We start from the raw sequence: 17663 nt of genomic DNA on the forward strand, positions 1-17663 counted from the left end.
ATAGTTTAATCAACCGGTGTCAGTTTAATCATAAATACCTAAACTTTGTGATGAATAGGATGTTTCACATGTCAATGGAAGACCTTAGCCAATGTACGATACTGATCGTCGATGATTCGCCAGACAATATCGCCTTTATGTCGCAAGGGCTAGCACAGTACTATCGAATCAAGGCGGCGCGCTCAGGGAAATTAGCGCTTGAGATCTTGGCACAATATCCGGTTGATCTGGTTCTGCTCGATATCGTTATGCCAGAAATGTCGGGCTATGAGGTAATTAATCAAATCAAACATAACCCGCATACCGAGCATATTCCGGTGATTTTTCTTACAGGTAAAAGTAGTCCCGAAGATGAGCAATTAGGCTTTGAGCTCGGCGCAGTCGATTACGTTTTTAAACCAGTCAGTATTCCACTGCTTAAATCGCGCGTTCACACTCACTTACAAAATAAGCGCTCCAAAGACATTCTATTGAATCAGAACGATTATCTGGAAAATGAAGTATTGCGCCGATCCGGAGAGTTGGATCGCATGCAAGATGCGGTGGTGTTTGCATTAGCAAGCCTTGCAGAAACACGCGACCCGGAGACAGGTAACCACCTACTGCGCACTCAACATTACGTGAAAGTGTTGGCACAGCGCCTCGCCACCACGGAAAAATACCGTGATGTATTGAGCCCGACCGTGATTGATACTTACTTTAAAGCGGCACCCTTACATGACATAGGTAAAGTTGGTATCCCCGACAATATTCTGCTCAAACCGGGGAAATTGACCCAAGATGAGTTCACCATCATGCGTAATCACGCCTTGTTGGGTAAGCTTGCTCTGGAAAAAGCGGAGAAGCTTTCTGGTGCCTGCACAGCGCTCATCAATGCCGCCAAAGAGATCGTGATTGGTCATCACGAGAAATGGGATGGTTCTGGTTATCCAATGGGTTTGAGAGGTGAAGCCATTCCACTTAGCGCCCGTTTAATGGCACTCGCCGATGTGTATGACGCTTTGATTTGCCGACGTGTGTATAAAGCACCAATGAGTCATGAAGAGGCCAAAGCGATCATTTTACAAGGCCGAGGTTCGCATTTTGATCCTATGGTGATTGATGCTTTTTTACAGGAAGAGCAGAACTTCATCGACATTGCACAGCAGTTTGCCGATGAAGAATCCGCTTATTTACCCACTCAACTCGCTCAGCAAGCGTCCGGTTGATTTTCTGGAGCGGCCTGCGCAAACGCAGGCAAAGCGTGTAACCTTGCAGCGATATGTTGTAAGGTGGGATAACGACTCATATCGAGATCAAACCGCTCAGCATTATAGACTTGAGGCACTAAACAGACATCGACTAGAGACAAACGATTGCCTACACAATATTCACCTGCCGTGTAGCGCAATTTCTCTTCCAAGCCTTGAAAGCCTTTATCAATCCAGTGACGATACCAACGGTTTTTTTCTTCATCGGCCACCCCAAGCTTGGCGGTAAGATACTGCAAAATCCGCAAATTATTGATCGGATGGATATCCGCTGCGATGTCTAACGCTAACGCTTTCACTTGATAACGCTCGGCACCTCGCTCTGGAATCAAACGGGGTTCGGGATAAGTTTCATCCAAATACTCAATAATCGCCAGCGACTGATTCAAGCAGAGCTCACCATCGATGAGCACTGGGATCAACTCACTAGGATTGAGGCGATGAAAATCAGCATGATGCTGCTGCCCCCCGTTTTTATTCAAATGCACGGTGCGTGACTCATAAGCCAACTGTTTAATATTGAGGGCAATACGTACCCGATACGCGGCAGACGAACGCCAATAACCATAGAGAACTAAACTCATCATACTTCCTTGTTGTACTGCACCACTCGTTGCTCAATCGCACCAAAAATACTCTGTTGCTCTGCATTGAGCATCTCAATTCGCACCGTATCACCAAAGCGCATGAAGGCTGTTTTGGGCTCACCATCACGCAGCGTTTCTATCATCCGCAGCTCAGCAATGCATGAATACCCTACGCCACCTTCACGGATCGCGCTGCCATAATCGGTTCCCTGTTTATTGGAAACGGTGCCCGAACCTATGATGGAGCCCGCACACAGTGCTCGTGTTTTCGCTGCATGGGCGATTAACTCTGGGAATGAAAACGTCATATCCACGCCAGCATTGGGACAGCCAAATAGCTCGTGGTTATAGGTGGTGCGTAATGGGAGAGCAAGACGCGCGCCATCCCACGCTTCACCAAGCTCATCCGGAGTCACCGCGACAGGTGAAAAGGCCGAAGAAGGTTTAGATTGATAGAAACCAAACCCTTTAGCGAGCTCGTTGGGTATCAGACCACGCAGTGATACATCATTGACCAGCATCAGTAGCCGAATGGCCTGCGCCGCTTCTTGCACTGAGCTTCCCATCGCCACATCGGCAGTTACCACCGCCACTTCTGCTTCAAAATCGATCCCCCACGCTTCATCCGCCATCAGGATCAGATCCCGCGGGGCTAAAAACGTATCTGAGCCACCTTGATACATCAGAGGATCGGTCCAGAAACTGGCGGGCATTTCTGCGCCACGCGCTTTGCGCACCAACTCAACATGGTTAACGTAAGCCGAACCATCCGCCCAGTGATAGGCTCGAGGCAATGGCGATAGACACTGTTCAGCATCAAATAAGCGCGCAGTAATCGTGCGCTCATTCAGTGCGCAATAGACATCTTGCAGCGAGTCCACCACCGCGTCCCAATTATCCAACGCCTGCTGTAAAGTACTGGCAATCTCAGGTACTGCAACGCACAGGGTTAAGTCACGGCTGACGACCACCAACTGACCATCTCGCGCGCCATTATTCAGGGTCGCTAACTTCATATCGCCCTACTCCTTTTTGCTCTGCCAACTGTACACATACTGGCGATTTTCCACCTGCTGCGCCGCTTCACTAAACTGTAGCGCATGGCGGGTATCAATCATGACCGCCACTTCATCAGTGAATTTTTTGCGATATTCCAAGCCTGCTTGAAACGCTTTCGGATGCGGCCCGTGAGTAAACCCGGCTGGGTGGAAGGTCACCATGCCCGCTTCAATATTATCGCGGCTGAAAAAATCGCCAGCGTGGTAAAACAGCACTTCATCATAATCATCATTGTTGTGATAAAACGGCACTTTGAGTGCGCCTGGATCACTTTCAATCGGGCGAGGAACAAAAGTACACACCACAAAACCTTGACCGACAAAGGTGGTATGTGCCGAAGGCGGAAGATGGTAGCGATGCGACATCAGCGGGCGAATATCACGCCAGTTGAGGCGCACGACAGAGAGATCACCATGCCAACCCACCGCATCCAAAGGATTAAACGGGAAGGTGATGGTGCTTAGCTGTCCATGACGTTTCACCTGCACTTGCGTCTGCTGCTCAGAGTATTGTGCGCGGAATTGATCGTTGATCGAAGGCACGTCCAACACCGCAGGATCAAACACCGCGTGATTGCCGACTAAACCTTTTTCCGGTAACGCATAAGCGGCATCGGTGTTTTCAATCATCAAGATAAACAAGGGCTCAATCGGCTCTAGACGCCAGTTGGTCGAGCGCGGGATCAGCACATAGTCGCCATCACTGACGACCATATGGCCATAGTCACAATAGAGATCCGCTTTACCTTGATGGATAAACAGCAACTCATCACCATCGGCATTGCGCGCCAACGCTGGCATAGCTTGTTCCAGCTTCCACACCCGCACTTTCACTTCATGGTTGTGCAGTAACAGGGGCACTTGCCAAGGGGACAAAGCATGGATCCCTTGCACATGATTGAAGTTGAAGGCGCGTGGACGCAATTCGCCTTCCCACTCGCTCCAACCTGTCGGTGCATGTTGATGATGAAAATGCGCCGCGGGGCCAAAAAAGCCACTGCGCCCCGCTTCACGTTCGTAAATCGCCTGCTCAGGGAAATCCGCATGCGCCTGCCTTGAACAAGTGCCTTCACGATGCGGAAAAGTGATCCATTTATGCATCAGTCAATACTCCACGGCGGATCTGATCTTCTTCAATCGATTCAAACAGCGCTTTGAAGTTACCTTCACCAAATCCTTGATTACCTTTGCGCTGAATGATTTCAAAGAACACAGGCCCAATCACAGTTTGAGTGAAAATTTGCAGCAAAATGCCATCTTTCATCGGTGCACCATCAATCAAAATACGTAAGTCACGCAGGGCTTGCACATCTTCTTGATGTCCAGCCACTCGCTGATTCACCTTGTCGTAATAGGTGTCCGGCGTGGGCATAAAGTCCATGCCACGTTCACGCAAGGTTTTCACAGTGTGGTAAATATCCTCGGTACTGAGCGCGATATGCTGGATACCTTCGCCTTTGTACTCACGAATAAACTCTTCGATTTGCGATTTATCGTCAGAGGACTCGTTGATCGGAATGCGGATTTTGCCACAGGGCGCGGTCATGGCTCGGCTCACCAAACCCGTCAGTTTGCCCTCGATATCAAAGTAGCGAATTTCACGGAAGTTACCAATCCGCTCATAAAACCCGGCCCACAGGTTCATATTGCCGCGTTTCACGTTGTGGGTGAGGTGGTCAATTTCATACAAACCCACTTGCGCTTTGGCTAGGCGCTCTTTGCTGTCAGGGTAAAAATGAAAATCGACATCATAGATGCTGCGATCGCCATAACGATCCACAAAATAGAGCAGGCTATCACCAATCCCGATCACCGCCGGAATGCTTAACTCCATAGGCCCAATTTCGGTTTTGTACTCGACGGCACCATTGGCCTGCGCATGCTTGAGAGCAATTGCCGCGTCTTGCACGCGAAACGCCATCCCGCACACCGAAGGGCCATGCTGCTTAGCAAACGCTTCAGCTTGGCTACGTGGTTGCGCGTTGACAATAAAGTTGATGTCACCTTGACGATACAGCCAAGCTTCCTTAGAACGGTGTTTAGCAACTTCGGCAAAGCCCAGAGAGGTGAAGAGCTGTTTGAGGCTGGCAATGCCCTGCTCATCAGTGGCAGTATATTCGACAAATTCAAAGCCATCTGTACCGAGTGGATTTACGCTTTCCATCATCATCGTTTCCTTGGTGTGTTACGTTGAACTAACCATGGCTGAATTGTTCTATAAAGAAAATCCCAGTCTTGCAAATGGTTTAGCTCACGCACACCCACCAAACGGTAACAATTTTATTACATTTAGAACATCCAAGAGCAACACCACAAAAACCTTTGCCCTCATCCAACAAAAATAAAACACAACCCATTGAATATTAATCAATAGTTAAAAAATCATGTCTACAATTCGTGAGTTTACCCTCATCTAAGGGGAGTAAAGCCAGGCTTACAATGTAACGATATTGTTACTTTTGATTCATGCCAGACGTAGCTGGAGCCTCTCTATTGACACCATTAAGCCTTGCAGCGCTCTAGCTTCTATTTCCCTCTGGTTTTCAGGCTTTTTTTGATTTAACGCATCATCAGTCAAGTCAATTGCGGGCATGGTAACAACTTCTGTTCCCTATGAGGTATTCCCATGAGTCTGATTAATACCCAACGCCTTGTTGACCACTTCCTACAACTGATTCAAATCGATAGCGAATCGGGCAATGAAAAAAAGATTGCTGAAACGCTCGCGGAGCAACTGGGTGCACTTGGATTCACTGTGCATAAACTCCCTGTTCCGGCAGAGGTATCAAACGGATTTAACCTGTATGCCCGCCTAGAAGGCACACTCAATGACAGTATTCTGTTTAGTTGCCACATGGATACGGTTAAACCGGGTATCGGCATTGAGCCTGTGATTGAAGATGGCATTATCCGCTCCAAAGGCAACACGATTTTGGGTGGCGATGACAAATCTGGCATTGCCGCGATCCTTGAAGCGGTACGTGTTCTGCGCGATAGCCAGCAAGCGCACAAAACCATTGAGATTGCTTTCACTGTACATGAAGAAGGCGGCCTGAAAGGTTCTGAGCATTTTGATATGAGTAAGGTGCAAGCAGAGAAAGCGATTGTTCTCGACACGGGCGGCCCAATCGGCACTATCGTACGCGCAGCGCCGGGTCAGCAAAAAATCGTTGCACTGATCAAAGGTAAACCCGCTCATGCTGGTTTGGTTCCGGAAGATGGGATCAGCGCCATCTCTGTTGCGGCAGATGCAATTACCCAAATGAAACTACTGCGTATTGATGAAGAAACCACAGCCAACATCGGTATCGTGCAAGGCGGTCAAGCGACGAACATTGTGATGCCTGAGCTGAAAATTGTCGCTGAAGCGCGTTCACTCAACGATGCCAAACTCGAAGCGCAAGTTCGGCACATGATTGAAACTTTTGAACGCACCGCGGAAAAACATGGCGCAACCGTTGAGATTGAATCGACCCGTGCTTACAACGCCTTTAAGTTGGAAGAAGATAACGCGCATATCCAAACGATCAAAGCAAGCTTTGAGGCAATTGGTATTGAGCCCAAAACCAAGCTCAGTGGCGGCGGCAGCGATGCCAATAACTTCAATGCCAAAGGATTAACTACGGTCAACCTATCAACGGGCATGGCTAAAGTGCATACCACTGAAGAGTACATCGCGATTGCGGATATGGTGAAAATTGCCGAATTCGTCTGCGCTTACACTACCGCCTAATCAAGTACTTGAGTCATCAATAAAAACCGGAAGCAAATGGCTTCCGGTTTTTATTTAAACTGATTTTAATATGTGGAACTTACTATCGGCGCTTTTAAGCCGCGGCGAGCCAGTAACACAAACAGTAAAATCAGCACGGGATAGCGCAGGGCTTCACCAATTAATACATAGAGTGAACTGTAGTTGACAGGTTCAATCAACAACGAAATCCCCTGATCGGCTAATAGCAACAGTACGATCATCAACAACACGCCACGCAGTGAAAGAGTCGAAGATACTGGTTTCAACAAGGTCACTAAGCCAGAAATCGTCACTAATAACGCGAGCCATTGAGTAAAAATCGGTTGCGGCCAGATGATAGAGAGAAGCACGCAAGCCAATGTCAGTCCCCACCAAACCGGCTTCGAACAGAGTAAACCATCTACATTCACACCCGGTTTTAAATCGAGACGAATAATATGCCAAGCCACTAAGGCTCCAAACAGTGCTCCAATAGCAAGATCACTGAGGAAGGCGCTACCTGAATAGAATGAAGCAAACGAGAGCCATACAAACAAACCAGCCCAACCCCGTATCACCCAACGCTGAGTCAACTCTTGCTGTACATGCCACAGCAAAACGCCCAAGCAGCTCCAAAGCGCGATAGGCAAATTCGGGAAGGCAAAGCCGTAGCTTGGAAACAGCTCTAATGTGGGTTGGTAAACATGTGGCCTTGGTAACGCGAACCCCTGCTGAGCGACGAGGCAAAGCAAGGACGTGACCGACATAGCAAACAGAATCTTGTAACAATAGGATTTGCCAAGCTGCCAATAGAGCAATGGAAATAGCACTAAACCCATCACTGGAAGATTAAAAATCATCCCGCTTAAGATCAGATTTTGCAGCCAAGGCATACTCTTTTTGAGCTGAGCGACACCATGTTGTAATTGCGCTAGCCACTCTAATTCTACTTGCTGAAATTGAGGAGCGGCCTTACTCAGTTCAGCAACATAATCAACGGCTTGCTCTTGGCTTACTTTGAACAAGTCCGTAATTAATGGCCACTGCTCTGGATAACGATATTGCTCAGCTTTGATGTGTCTTGGGTTGACCAACATGGCAGAGACGGTTTCCACTCCATAATCTGGCGCAAACCAGATCGGCAATTCATATCCACCTAGAGCATTTTGGTAAGAGTAAGCGATCACCTGAGATTCACTAACACACTCATAGACTACCGCGGTCGATGTCTGGCCAATCAAGCGTCCAACAGAAACCACCATGCCCGTCTCTTCCCATGTTTCACGTTGAGCTGTCATTTGGGGTGTTTCACTGGCTTCAATCGTACCGCCGGGCAATGAGAGTTTTCCGGTGAGAACTTCTTTGGTCATCACCAATTTATTATCGCCACGAATCAAACATAAAGCGCCGCGATAAGCCGCCTCTTCTTCTTGGCTAGACAACGCCGAAAAAGAAAGCCCTATGCAGAATGTGAAACCCAACACTAACCAAAATGCGCGAACATGTGCCAACAAGATTGTTTCCTTTAAAAAACGAACAGACCTAAACCAGCGGTTTACGTAACCAGTGGATGTGCTGAACAAAGCCAGCGCATTGATAAAAACTTTGAGCCGACTGATTAAAGTCCCAAACTTCAACAAACATCTGTTTCACCCCGTAATCTTTGAAAACCCGCTCTAATTTATGGCATAGCTGATTGGCAATCCCTTGGCCACGAAATGCAGGAAGCACATACAACTCATCGACACTTCCCATGGCAACCGCCTGACTGACGGTTGAAACCAGCTCACAAAAATGCCCGGTAATAAACCCCGCCACCTGCTCACCTTGTTTGGCGACATACACCAAACACTGCGGATCATCCAAATAACGGGCAATACTCTTCTCTTGCTCAATCTCTTCCGCAGCTTTGAAATGTTCAGGGCACTGCTGATGGTGTTCATCATGCAGCTCAAACATCAACTGATTGAGTTGTTCTAAATCTGCACTACTTGCCGGTGAGATTGAGATATTGGTCATTTTGTGATTTTTATCAATTTATAGTGGGGCGAAATTGTATAGGAAGCGCGAAAAAAAATCAGCTTTCGCTGGAGGGATTTTGTGCAATCAGGCTGTTATCTGTGTCACAGAGATGAGATGGGTCATTAAAAAGTGCTCCAGCAGGAGCACTTTATGTATCGTTCATTCCATTTTCAGTGCTGAAACAGGTTTTCCAGCTCATTGAGGCTCATGGGATCGTCAATGGTCGACGGAATGGTGTAACTCTCGCCATCGGCGATTTGGCGGATGATACGCCGCAAAATTTTGCCGGAGCGTGTTTTGGGTAAGCGTTCGACCACTATGGCATGCTTAAAGCAAGCCACCGCACCAATTTGATTGCGCACACTGGCGACCAACTCTTGCTCCAGCGTTTGAGCATCAATCTTCACCCCATCTTTGAGCACCACTAAACCCAGTGGCAACTGCCCTTTCAGCTCATCATGAATGCCAATCACCGCGCATTCCGCGACAGCCGGATGCGCACCGACGATCTCTTCCATCTCACCTGTCGATAGTCGATGCCCCGCAACGTTGATCACATCATCGATGCGCCCCATGATGAAAAGATATCCATCTTCATCGAGATAACCTCCATCACCGGACACGTAGTAACCGGGGAATTGCGCCAAATAGCCCGACTCAAAACGGTCATGGTTGCGCCACACGGTTGGCAGGCAGCTTGGTGGCAGTGGCCGTTTCAGTGCGACAAAACCTTGCTGATTGGCAGGCATGTTTTCGCCAAGCTCATTAAGAATCTCCACCTGATAACCGGGGATCGGTTTGGTTGCCGAGCCCGCTTTGATGGGCATAGATTCAAGACCGGTGGGATTTCCAGCAATCGCCCACCCCGTTTCAGTCTGCCACCAGTGATCTATCACTGGCTTGCCGGTTTTGGCTTGTACCCATTCCAAGGTCGGCGGGTCAAGCCGCTCTCCGGCCATAAAAATGGTGGTTAACGCCGACAAATCGTACTGTTTTAAATAATCGCCATTTGGATCTTCTTTTTTGATGGCACGAAACGCGGTCGGCGCAGAAAACAGCGCGGTCACTTGATACTCCTGACACACTCGCCAAAACGCGCCGGGATCGGGTGTGCGTACTGGCTTGCCTTCATACAAAATAGTGGTGCAACCGTGAATGAGCGGCGCATACACAATGTAGGAGTGACCGACTACCCAGCCCACATCCGAAGCCGCCCAAAACACCCCATCTTGCGGCATGTTGTAGATGATCTGCATTGAATACTTAAGCGCGACCGCGTGGCCGCCATTATCGCGCACCACGCCTTTCGGTTTACCTGTAGTGCCTGAGGTGTAAAGGATATACAGCGGATCAGTGGCGAGCACAGGCACGCAACCGTGTGGCGTGGCCGATTGCACAACCGTGTTCCATTACAAATCACGCGCATGAGTGAGCTCGGCGCGGCATTCGCTACGCTGATAAACCAAGACTTTTTCGGGTTTCCAGCGACTATCCATAATGGCTTTATCGACCATGGGCTTGTAGGGAATCACCTTATTGATTTCCACGCCACACGAGGCGGTCATGATCACTTTCGGCTCCGCATCTTCAATCCGCACCGCCAGTTCATTGGGGGCAAATCCGCCAAACACCACCGAGTGAATCGCGCCCAAGCGCGCACAAGCCAGCATCGCCATCGCCGCTTCTGGGATCATCGGCATGTAGATGATCACGCGATCACCCTTGCTCACCCCTTGTGCGGCCAGCATGCCAGCAATTTTCGCGACACTGTCACGCAATGCCGAGTAACTGTAGCGCTGCTTTTTACCCGTCACGGGCGAATCGTAAATTAGCGCCGTGTGATCACCACGGCCTTGCTCGCAGTGATAATCGAGCGCTAACCAACAGGTATTGAGTACACCATCAGGAAACCAGCGCTCAATACCGTGCTCGTCATTGGCCAAAATGGTTTGCGGCGGTTGAAACCAGTCGATCTGCTGCGCTTGTTTACGCCAGAAGGCCTCGGGCTGCTCTTTCGCCCATTGATATTGCTCTTGATAGGCAGACATCGCATTACTCCTTGCTCTCACTGAGGGCAGCGTAATTTGCGGGAACGCGTACCCATCCTTCCATTAGAATTCTGGCGCTGCGACTCATGATCGCGCGCTCAATTTGCCACCCTTGCTCGCCTTGCTTGGCTTTCGCTCCGACTTTTAACGTGCCGGAGGGATGACCAAAGGTGACCGATGTACGCTCACCGCCCCCCGCAGCCAAATTGACCAACGTGCCCGGAACGGCGGCGGCAGAAGCAATCGCCACCGCGGCCGTGCCCATCATGGCGTGATGCAGTTTGCCCATCGAGAGCGCGCGCACCAGCAGATCCACCGAATCCGCTTCTACTGGCTTACCGCTTGAAGCTAAGTAACTTTTCGCGCCACTGACAAAAGCAATTTTCGGAGTGTGCTGACGGTTTTGCGCTTCTTCAATGCGCTCAATCAGCCCCATTTTCAGTGCGCCATAAGCGCGTAGCGTTTCAAACTTCGCCAAGGCTTGTGGATCACTGTTGATGGCCTCTTGCAACTCAGTGCCTTGATAGCCGAGCGCTTCGGCATCGACAAAAATGGTCGGTATGCCCGAGTTGATGAAAGTCGCGTTGAACGTGCCGATACCCGGCACTTGCAAATCATCCATCACGTTACCAGTTGGGAACATAGCGCCGCTGTCATCAGCAGGATCCACAAAATCCACCTGCACTTCGGCCGCCGGAAAAGTCACGCCATCGAGTTCAAACTCACCGCACTCCTGCACTGCGCCATTGACTATCGGCACATGCACTACAATGGTTTTGCTGATATTGACTTGCCACACTTTCACCGCCAACACACCATTGTACGGAATACGCTCAGCAGGAATCAGCCCAGCATGGATCGCAAACGGCCCCACCGCAGCGGAAAGGTTGCCGCAGTTTCCGCTCCAATCGACAAACGGTTTATCTATCGCCACTTGCCCGAACAGATAATCCACATCGTGATCAGTGCGCGAACTGGCACTGACAATCACCGTTTTGCTGGTGCTTGATGTCGCACCGCCCATGCCATCAATCTGTTTACCGTAAGGATCTGGGCTACCAATCACTCGTAGCAACAAGGCGTCACGAGCCGCACCGGGAAGCTGCGCTTCAACCGGCAAATCGTTCAGACGGAAAAACACCCCTTTGCTAGTTCCGCCGCGCATGTAGGTGGCAGGAATGCGAATTTGTGACACTGTCTCGTTCATGCTGCCTCCTACTGCGCCAAAAAGTCTTGCGCGAAGCGTTGCAACACGCCACCCGCTTGATATACATGTACTTCATCGGCTGTGTCCAAACGACACGTCACCGCCACATCGATCTTCTCACCGTTTTGTCTGGTCACGACTAGGGCTAAATCTGCACCGGGCCTGATCTCCCCCACCACATCAAACAGCTCAGTGCCATCGAGCGCTAGCGAGTGGCGATTGACGCCCGGCTTAAACTCTAGCGGCAGTACGCCCATCCCAACCAAGTTGGTGCGGTGAATGCGCTCAAAGCCTTCGGCCACGATCGCCTCAACGCCGGCTAAACGCACACCTTTGGCCGCCCAGTCGCGTGATGAACCTTGCCCATAATCCGCTCCCGCGATCACAATCAGCGGTTGTTTGCGGTTCATGTAGGTTTCAATCGCTTCCCACATGCGGGTTACTTTGCCTTCCGGCTCAATACGCGCGAGAGAACCTTGTTTGATCTGCCCGTTTTCTTTGACCATTTCGTTAAACAGTTTCGGGTTGGCAAACGTGGCGCGCTGCGCAGTCAGGTGATCGCCGCGGTGGGTAGCATAAGAGTTAAAATCTTCCTCCGGCACACCCATTTTGGTCAGGTATTCTCCAGCCGCACTGCTCGCCAAGATGGCATTGGAGGGCGATAAATGATCCGTGGTGATGTTGTCACCCAAAATCGCCAGTGGTCGCATCGCTTTCAAGGTGCGCGGTGCAGCGAGCGCTCCTTCCCAATACGGTGGGCGGCGAATATACGTGCTCATCGGCCGCCAGTCATACAGCGGTGAGCTCGCGCTTTGTGTCTCATCGAGTTTAAACATCTGGATATAGATCTGCTTGAACTGCTCCGGTTTCACCGCGCGGCCGACGACGGCATCAATCTCTTCATCACTTGGCCATAAGTCATTGAGATAAATCGGCTTGCCTTGCGCATCGTGACCCAGCGCGTCACGCTCAATATCAAAGCGCATCGTGCCTGCTATCGCGTAAGCCACGACCAGTGGCGGCGAAGCCAAAAACGCTTGCTTGGCATACGGATGGATACGGCCATCAAAGTTGCGGTTGCCAGACAGCACCGCCGTAGCGTAGAGATCGCGTTCAATAATTTCTTGTTGAATCGCGGGATCGAGCGCGCCACTCATGCCGTTACAGGTGGTACAGGCATACGCCACAATACCAAAGCCAAGTTGTTCAAGTTCAGAGAGCAGCCCAGCCTCTTCCAAGTACAATTTGGCGACTTTCGAGCCGGGCGCGAAAGAGGTTTTGACCCAAGGCTGGCGTTTAAGGCCTAACTGATTGGCTTTTTTGGCGAGTAGCCCTGCCGCAACCACGTTACGCGGGTTACTGGTGTTGGTGCAGGAAGTGATGGCGGCGATGATTACCGCGCCATCGGGCATCAAGCCCTCTGCTTGTTGTGCTTCTCGTTGCTGAGCAGGAATGGCAATACCACGCGCGCTCAGTTCTTTGGTCGGTAAACGGCGATGTGGATTGGAAGGACCCGCCAAATTGCGCTCAACACTAGAGAGATCAAACTCCAGCACACGTTCGTATTCCGCGTGCTCTAAGCTGTCCGCCCATAAACCTGCGGCTTTGGCATAGCTTTCGACCAAGACGACTTGCTCTGGCTCGCGGCCAGTCAGTTTTAAATATTGAATGGTCTGTTCATCAATGTAGAACATGCCAGCGGTCGCGCCGTATTCCGGCGTCATGTTGGAGATGGTTGCGCGATCGCCGATGGTCAGCGCTTTCGCCCCTTCGCCAAAAAATTCCAGATAGGCCGAAACCACGCGCTCGCGGCGCAGAAATTCAGTTAAAGCCAACACAATATCGGTTGCGGTAATGCCCGGTTGACGCGCTCCAGTCAGTTTCACACCGACAATATCTGGCAAGCGCATCATGGAAGGACGACCAAGCATTACAGTTTCCGCTTCAAGACCGCCCACACCAATTGCCAGCACACCGAGTGCATCGACGTGCGGCGTATGGCTATCCGTGCCTACGCAAGAATCAGGGAAAGCCACCCCCTCTTTCACTTGTATCACCGGCGACATTTTTTCGAGGTTGATCTGGTGCATGATGCCGTTACCAGCGGGGATCACGCTGACGTTTTTAAACGCGGTTTTACACCACTCGATAAAATGGAAGCGATCTTCGTTGCGTCTGTCTTCCACTGCGCGATTTTTCTCAAACGCATCAGGATCGCAGCCGGAATATTCCACCGCCAGCGAATGATCAACAATCAACTGAGTCTCCACCACAGGATTAACTTGCGCTGGGTCGCCACCTTGATCGGCAATCGCATCACGCAAGCCCGCTAAATCGACCAGCGCGGTTTGGCCGAGAATATCGTGGCACACCACGCGCGCGGGATACCAAGGGAAATCAAGATCGCGTTTACGCTCGATAATTTGCAGCAGACTGTCGCTCAATTGTTCCGGTGGGCAGCGGCGCACTAAGTTTTCGGCCAAAATACGCGCCGTATAAGGCAAAGTTTGGTACGCGCCCGGTTTTAACGCCTCAACCGCCGCGCGCGTATCAAAAAAATCGACCTGAGATTGCGCAGGGCTTGGCGATAAGGCTTTACGATACAGACTGTTCATGTTTTTGCTTCCATTGCTGCTGGCCATTCAAATGGCTCTGAACCCTCCACTGAAGGGTTCGTTGTACTTGTTCAGTGTTAGCCACGCTGTTCAATCGGCAACCAAGTTTGATGCTCAGGCCCCACATAATCGGCGCTTGGACGAATAATTCGGTTATTGGCACGCTGCTCATAAACATGCGCCGCCCAGCCGCTCAAACGGCTCATCACAAAGATTGGCGTGAACAATTTGGTTGGAATGCCCATAAAGTGATAGGCCGAGGCGTGGAAGAAGTCCGCATTACAGAACAGATCTTTCTCGCGCTTCATCACTGCTTCCACACGCTCAGAAACAGCGTAGAGATGAGTATCCCCCACCGCTTCAGAAAGCGCCTTCGACCACTCTTTGATTAAGGCGTTGCGTGGGTCACTCTCACGATAAATCGCGTGGCCAAAGCCCATGATTTTCTCTTTGTTCGCCAACATGCGCATAATGCCCGCTTCCGCTTCATCAGCGCTTTGCCACTGCTCAATCATCGCCATCGCGGCTTCATTCGCTCCGCCATGTAAAGGCCCACGTAGCGTACCAATCGCGCCTGTCACACAAGAGTGAATATCCGACAAGGTTGAGGCGCAGACTCTTGCCGCAAAGGTAGAAGCATTGAATTCGTGCTCAGCGTACAGAGTGAGCGAGCAGTGCATCACTTTTTTGAACAGCTCGATCGGCGCTTGGCCAGTGAGCATTTTGAGGAAATAGCCGCCGATCGAATCTTCACTTTGATCGGCGGTATCAATACGCACCCCGTCATGACTGAAGCGATACCAGTAACAGATGATCGCCGGAAACAGCGCCAACATACGCTCGGTCGCCGCTTGTTGCTCAGCGAAGGTATGTTCAGGCTCAAGGTTGCCAAGAATAGAGCAGCCCGTGCGCATCACATCCATCGGATGCGCCTCAGCAGGGATCAATTCCAGCGCTTGTTTGAGTTTTTCGGGTAAACCGCGCAGGCCAATCAAACGAGTTTTGTACTGATCCAGCTCCGCTTGCGTTGGTAGATGCCCCACCAATAGCAGGTGCGCGACCTCTTCAAATTGAGCATGATGGGCCAAATCGGTAATGTCGTAACCACGGTAGGTTAACCCGGTCCCCGTTTTTCCCACAGTACACAAAGCGGTGCTTCCCGCGCTTTGGCCGCGCAGCCCTGCTCCGCCTAACTCTTTTGCAGCAGACATGTCGAACTCCTTTTCTGGCTCTCCTTTTGGTGCTAGCGCACCGACCTCTTAGTGTCCACCTTCGGGTGTTTTAGAAGAGCAATTTCACGTTATTGGATTTAATGTTCTCTTACTCACGCAGCCACATTGGCTGTCAAACCTAAGAGAGGGTTGTTTTCCTTGGGCTTCCCTCGACTTAAGAGGGTTGTGAAAACAGCTGATCCAGCTTGTCTTCGTATTCGTGGTAATGCAGGTAGGCGTAAAGCTCTTTGCGCGTTTGCATTTGATCGAGCAGCGCTTCCTGATTACCGTGTTCCAGCAAGTGGCGATACACATTTTCTGCCGCCTTATTCATGGCGCGGAAAGCGCTGAGGGGGTACAGCACCATATCCACATTCACCGCCGCCAATTGCTCACCGCTGTAAAGGGGAGTCTGACCAAACTCGGTAATATTGGCTAAAATCGGCACAGGTTTACCTGTGGCACTGCGCAGTGCCGTCGAGAACTGCTCGTACTGTTTCAGCTCGGTCATGGCTTCGGGGAAAATCATGTCCGCGCCCGCTTCCACACAAGCAATCGCACGCTCAATCGCGCTGTCCATGCCTTCTACCGCTAGCGCATCGGTGCGCGCCATGATCACAAACTCAGGATTGATGCGCGCATCCACTGCCGCTTTGACGCGATCCACCATCTCTTGCTGGCTAACAATCGCTTTATTCGGACGATGGCCACAGCGTTTTTGCGCCACCTGATCTTCCATGTGCACCGCCGCGGCTCCGGCTTTCTCCATCGCTTTGATGGTGCGAGCAATGTTAAATGCGCCGCCAAATCCGGTATCAATATCTACGAGCAAAGGCAAATCGCAGGCGTTGGTGATGCGTTCCACATCCACCAACACATCATTGAGCGTGGTAATGCCCAAATCTGGCAAGCCGTACGAGGCATTGGCAATACCACCGCCAGAGAGATAAATCGCTTGATGGCCGATACTTTTCGCCATCATGGCGCAGTAAGGGTTGATGGTGCCGACGATTTGCAGTGGATGATGGGTTTTCACTGCCAGCCTGAATTTGGCTCCTGGGCTTAAGCTCATGGGATTCTCCTTAACCTTGTTGTTGGGCATCCAGCATTATTTGTTGTTCGATCAATTGGCGACTGCGCGAGATGTGGCGACGCATCAGCATTTCGGCCAACTCTTCGTCTCGTTGGCGGATCGCACGCAGAATAAATTTATGCTCTTCCAAAGCCTCTACCGGACGCGAATGTGAGCGCGGCGATTGGTAACGATACATGCGCAATAAGTGGTAAAGCTCATCACACAGCAAGCCAATCAGCTGCTGATTGCGGCTGGCTTGAATAATTCGGTAGTGGAAATCGAAATCGCCCTGCTGGTGAAAGTAAGAAGCGCCCTCGACCTGATCGATATGAGTGGAATGTGTCGACAATAGGCTTTCTAAGCCTGCCAGTTCGATTTCGGTAATATTGCGTGCCGCCAGCCTTGCAGCCATGCCTTCCAGTGCTTCACGCACTGCATACAACTCGACCAATTTGGTGGGTGAAAGCTGAATCACTCGCGCACCGATGTGCGGAATACGTTCAATCAACCCAAGCCCTTCCACTCGCATTAACGCTTCACGCAGTGGGCCACGGCTGACTTGAAACTGTTTGGCGAGCTCAGGTTCAGAGATTTTACTGCCCGGCGCGAGCTGACCTTCAACAATGGCGTCAATCAGATACTCAGTGAGATTCTCTGATTTGGTGCTCTCTTTTTCTGTGCTCGGCTGACGAGATAAGGTACTGCTTTTCATCAATCGTAATTCTTATGTTCGCACCTAGCTCTATGTACCTAGGCACTTATTAATAACAATTCGGTCTGATGAAAAAGTAGCCCAACAAAGTGTCGACAATCAAGAGAATTGTCGACACTTTAGACTAAGGTATGATAAGAATGAA

13 protein-coding genes and 1 pseudogene are annotated in these 17663 nt (G+C 50.6%); 2 read left to right on the top strand and 12 right to left on the bottom strand.

All coding sequences use genetic code 11. The features are described from left to right. The first annotated feature begins 68 nt into the window (after nt 1-68). Nucleotides 69-1208, top strand: a complete 1140-nt coding sequence (locus CEQ48_RS12000) for a response regulator (RefSeq protein ID WP_089071404.1) — start codon at nt 69-71, stop codon at nt 1206-1208. Here the strand turns inward: CEQ48_RS12000 and maiA are convergent. From maiA to hppD, 4 genes are read right to left on the bottom strand one after another with little or no spacing between them, the layout of a single operon-like run. Then, nucleotides 1190-1834, bottom strand: a complete 645-nt coding sequence (maiA, locus tag CEQ48_RS12005; protein WP_181712785.1) for a maleylacetoacetate isomerase — start codon at nt 1832-1834, stop codon at nt 1190-1192. The genes CEQ48_RS12000 and maiA overlap by 19 nt on opposite strands. Continuing rightward, entirely contained in the window at nt 1834-2853 is a 1020-nt protein-coding gene (locus tag CEQ48_RS12010; RefSeq protein WP_089071406.1) for a fumarylacetoacetate hydrolase family protein, read from the bottom strand. The genes maiA and CEQ48_RS12010 overlap by 1 nt, the downstream gene beginning before the upstream one ends. 6 nt (nt 2854-2859) lie before the next feature. Next, entirely contained in the window at nt 2860-3996 is a 1137-nt protein-coding gene (locus CEQ48_RS12015; RefSeq protein WP_089071407.1) for a homogentisate 1,2-dioxygenase, read from the bottom strand. Further along, nucleotides 3989-5062: a 4-hydroxyphenylpyruvate dioxygenase gene (gene hppD, locus CEQ48_RS12020; RefSeq protein ID WP_089071408.1), complete on the bottom strand. Its 1074-nt coding sequence runs from the start codon at nt 5060-5062 to the stop codon at nt 3989-3991. Before hppD ends, CEQ48_RS12015 begins: the two co-directional genes overlap by 8 nt. Nucleotides 5063-5521: 459 nt before the next feature. Here hppD and CEQ48_RS12025 point away from each other — a divergent pair, with 459 nt between their 5' ends. Continuing rightward, on the top strand, nt 5522-6628 hold the full coding sequence (locus CEQ48_RS12025) for a tripeptidase T (RefSeq protein ID WP_089071409.1): 1107 nt from the start codon (nt 5522-5524) through the stop codon (nt 6626-6628). Nucleotides 6629-6693: 65 nt separating this feature from the next. Here CEQ48_RS12025 and CEQ48_RS12030 read toward each other — a convergent pair whose 3' ends face one another. From CEQ48_RS12030 to CEQ48_RS12065, 8 genes and pseudogenes are all read right to left on the bottom strand, one after another. Continuing rightward, nucleotides 6694-8091 carry a bifunctional NUDIX hydrolase/phosphatase PAP2 family protein gene (locus CEQ48_RS12030; RefSeq protein WP_089072372.1) on the bottom strand — a complete coding sequence of 466 codons (1398 nt, stop codon included), beginning with the start codon at nt 8089-8091 and terminating at the stop codon, nt 6694-6696. Nucleotides 8092-8170: 79 nt separating this feature from the next. Continuing rightward, on the bottom strand, nt 8171-8647 hold the full coding sequence (locus tag CEQ48_RS12035) for a GNAT family N-acetyltransferase (protein ID WP_089071410.1): 477 nt from the start codon (nt 8645-8647) through the stop codon (nt 8171-8173). Nucleotides 8648-8820: 173 nt separating this feature from the next. Next, a pseudogene (locus CEQ48_RS12040) lies at nt 8821-10698 on the bottom strand (propionyl-CoA synthetase). Nucleotides 10699-10702: 4 nt separating this feature from the next. Further along, on the bottom strand, nt 10703-11905 hold the full coding sequence (gene prpF, locus CEQ48_RS12045) for a 2-methylaconitate cis-trans isomerase PrpF (RefSeq protein WP_089071411.1): 1203 nt from the start codon (nt 11903-11905) through the stop codon (nt 10703-10705). 8 nt (nt 11906-11913) lie between these two features. Further along, a complete protein-coding gene (gene acnD / locus CEQ48_RS12050) occupies nt 11914-14520 on the bottom strand; it encodes a Fe/S-dependent 2-methylisocitrate dehydratase AcnD (RefSeq protein ID WP_089072373.1) in 2607 nt (868 codons plus the stop codon). Nucleotides 14521-14597: 77 nt separating this feature from the next. Beyond that, nucleotides 14598-15731, bottom strand: a complete 1134-nt coding sequence (prpC, locus tag CEQ48_RS12055) for a bifunctional 2-methylcitrate synthase/citrate synthase (RefSeq protein ID WP_089071412.1) — start codon at nt 15729-15731, stop codon at nt 14598-14600. A gap of 175 nt (nt 15732-15906) precedes the next feature. Beyond that, nucleotides 15907-16803 carry a methylisocitrate lyase gene (gene prpB / locus CEQ48_RS12060; RefSeq protein WP_000059217.1) on the bottom strand — a complete coding sequence of 299 codons (897 nt, stop codon included), beginning with the start codon at nt 16801-16803 and terminating at the stop codon, nt 15907-15909. Nucleotides 16804-16813: 10 nt separating this feature from the next. Beyond that, on the bottom strand, nt 16814-17518 hold the full coding sequence (locus tag CEQ48_RS12065; RefSeq protein WP_198301277.1) for a GntR family transcriptional regulator: 705 nt from the start codon (nt 17516-17518) through the stop codon (nt 16814-16816). Nucleotides 17519-17663 lie beyond the last annotated feature (145 nt).

Origin of the sequence: Vibrio tarriae (assembly GCF_002216685.1) — a bacterium.
Taxonomy (GTDB): domain Bacteria; phylum Pseudomonadota; class Gammaproteobacteria; order Enterobacterales; family Vibrionaceae; genus Vibrio; species Vibrio tarriae.

Excerpts from the sequence above, each read along its gene's own strand:
- prpC (WP_089071412.1), bottom strand. The coding sequence starts at position 15,731 with ATGTCTGCTGCAAAAGAGTTAGGCGGAGCAGGGCTGCGCGGCCAAAGC.
- acnD (WP_089072373.1), bottom strand. The coding sequence starts at position 14,520 with ATGAACAGTCTGTATCGTAAAGCCTTATCGCCAAGCCCTGCGCAATCT.
- CEQ48_RS12025 (WP_089071409.1), top strand. The coding sequence starts at position 5,522 with ATGAGTCTGATTAATACCCAACGCCTTGTTGACCACTTCCTACAACTG.
- hppD (WP_089071408.1), bottom strand. The coding sequence starts at position 5,062 with ATGATGGAAAGCGTAAATCCACTCGGTACAGATGGCTTTGAATTTGTC.
- prpF (WP_089071411.1), bottom strand. The coding sequence starts at position 11,905 with ATGAACGAGACAGTGTCACAAATTCGCATTCCTGCCACCTACATGCGC.
- CEQ48_RS12010 (WP_089071406.1), bottom strand. The coding sequence starts at position 2,853 with ATGAAGTTAGCGACCCTGAATAATGGCGCGCGAGATGGTCAGTTGGTG.
- CEQ48_RS12065 (WP_198301277.1), bottom strand. The coding sequence starts at position 17,518 with ATGAAAAGCAGTACCTTATCTCGTCAGCCGAGCACAGAAAAAGAGAGC.
- CEQ48_RS12035 (WP_089071410.1), bottom strand. The coding sequence starts at position 8,647 with ATGACCAATATCTCAATCTCACCGGCAAGTAGTGCAGATTTAGAACAA.
- CEQ48_RS12000 (WP_089071404.1), top strand. The coding sequence starts at position 69 with ATGTCAATGGAAGACCTTAGCCAATGTACGATACTGATCGTCGATGAT.
- maiA (WP_181712785.1), bottom strand. The coding sequence starts at position 1,834 with ATGAGTTTAGTTCTCTATGGTTATTGGCGTTCGTCTGCCGCGTATCGG.
- CEQ48_RS12015 (WP_089071407.1), bottom strand. The coding sequence starts at position 3,996 with ATGCATAAATGGATCACTTTTCCGCATCGTGAAGGCACTTGTTCAAGG.
- prpB (WP_000059217.1), bottom strand. The coding sequence starts at position 16,803 with ATGAGCTTAAGCCCAGGAGCCAAATTCAGGCTGGCAGTGAAAACCCAT.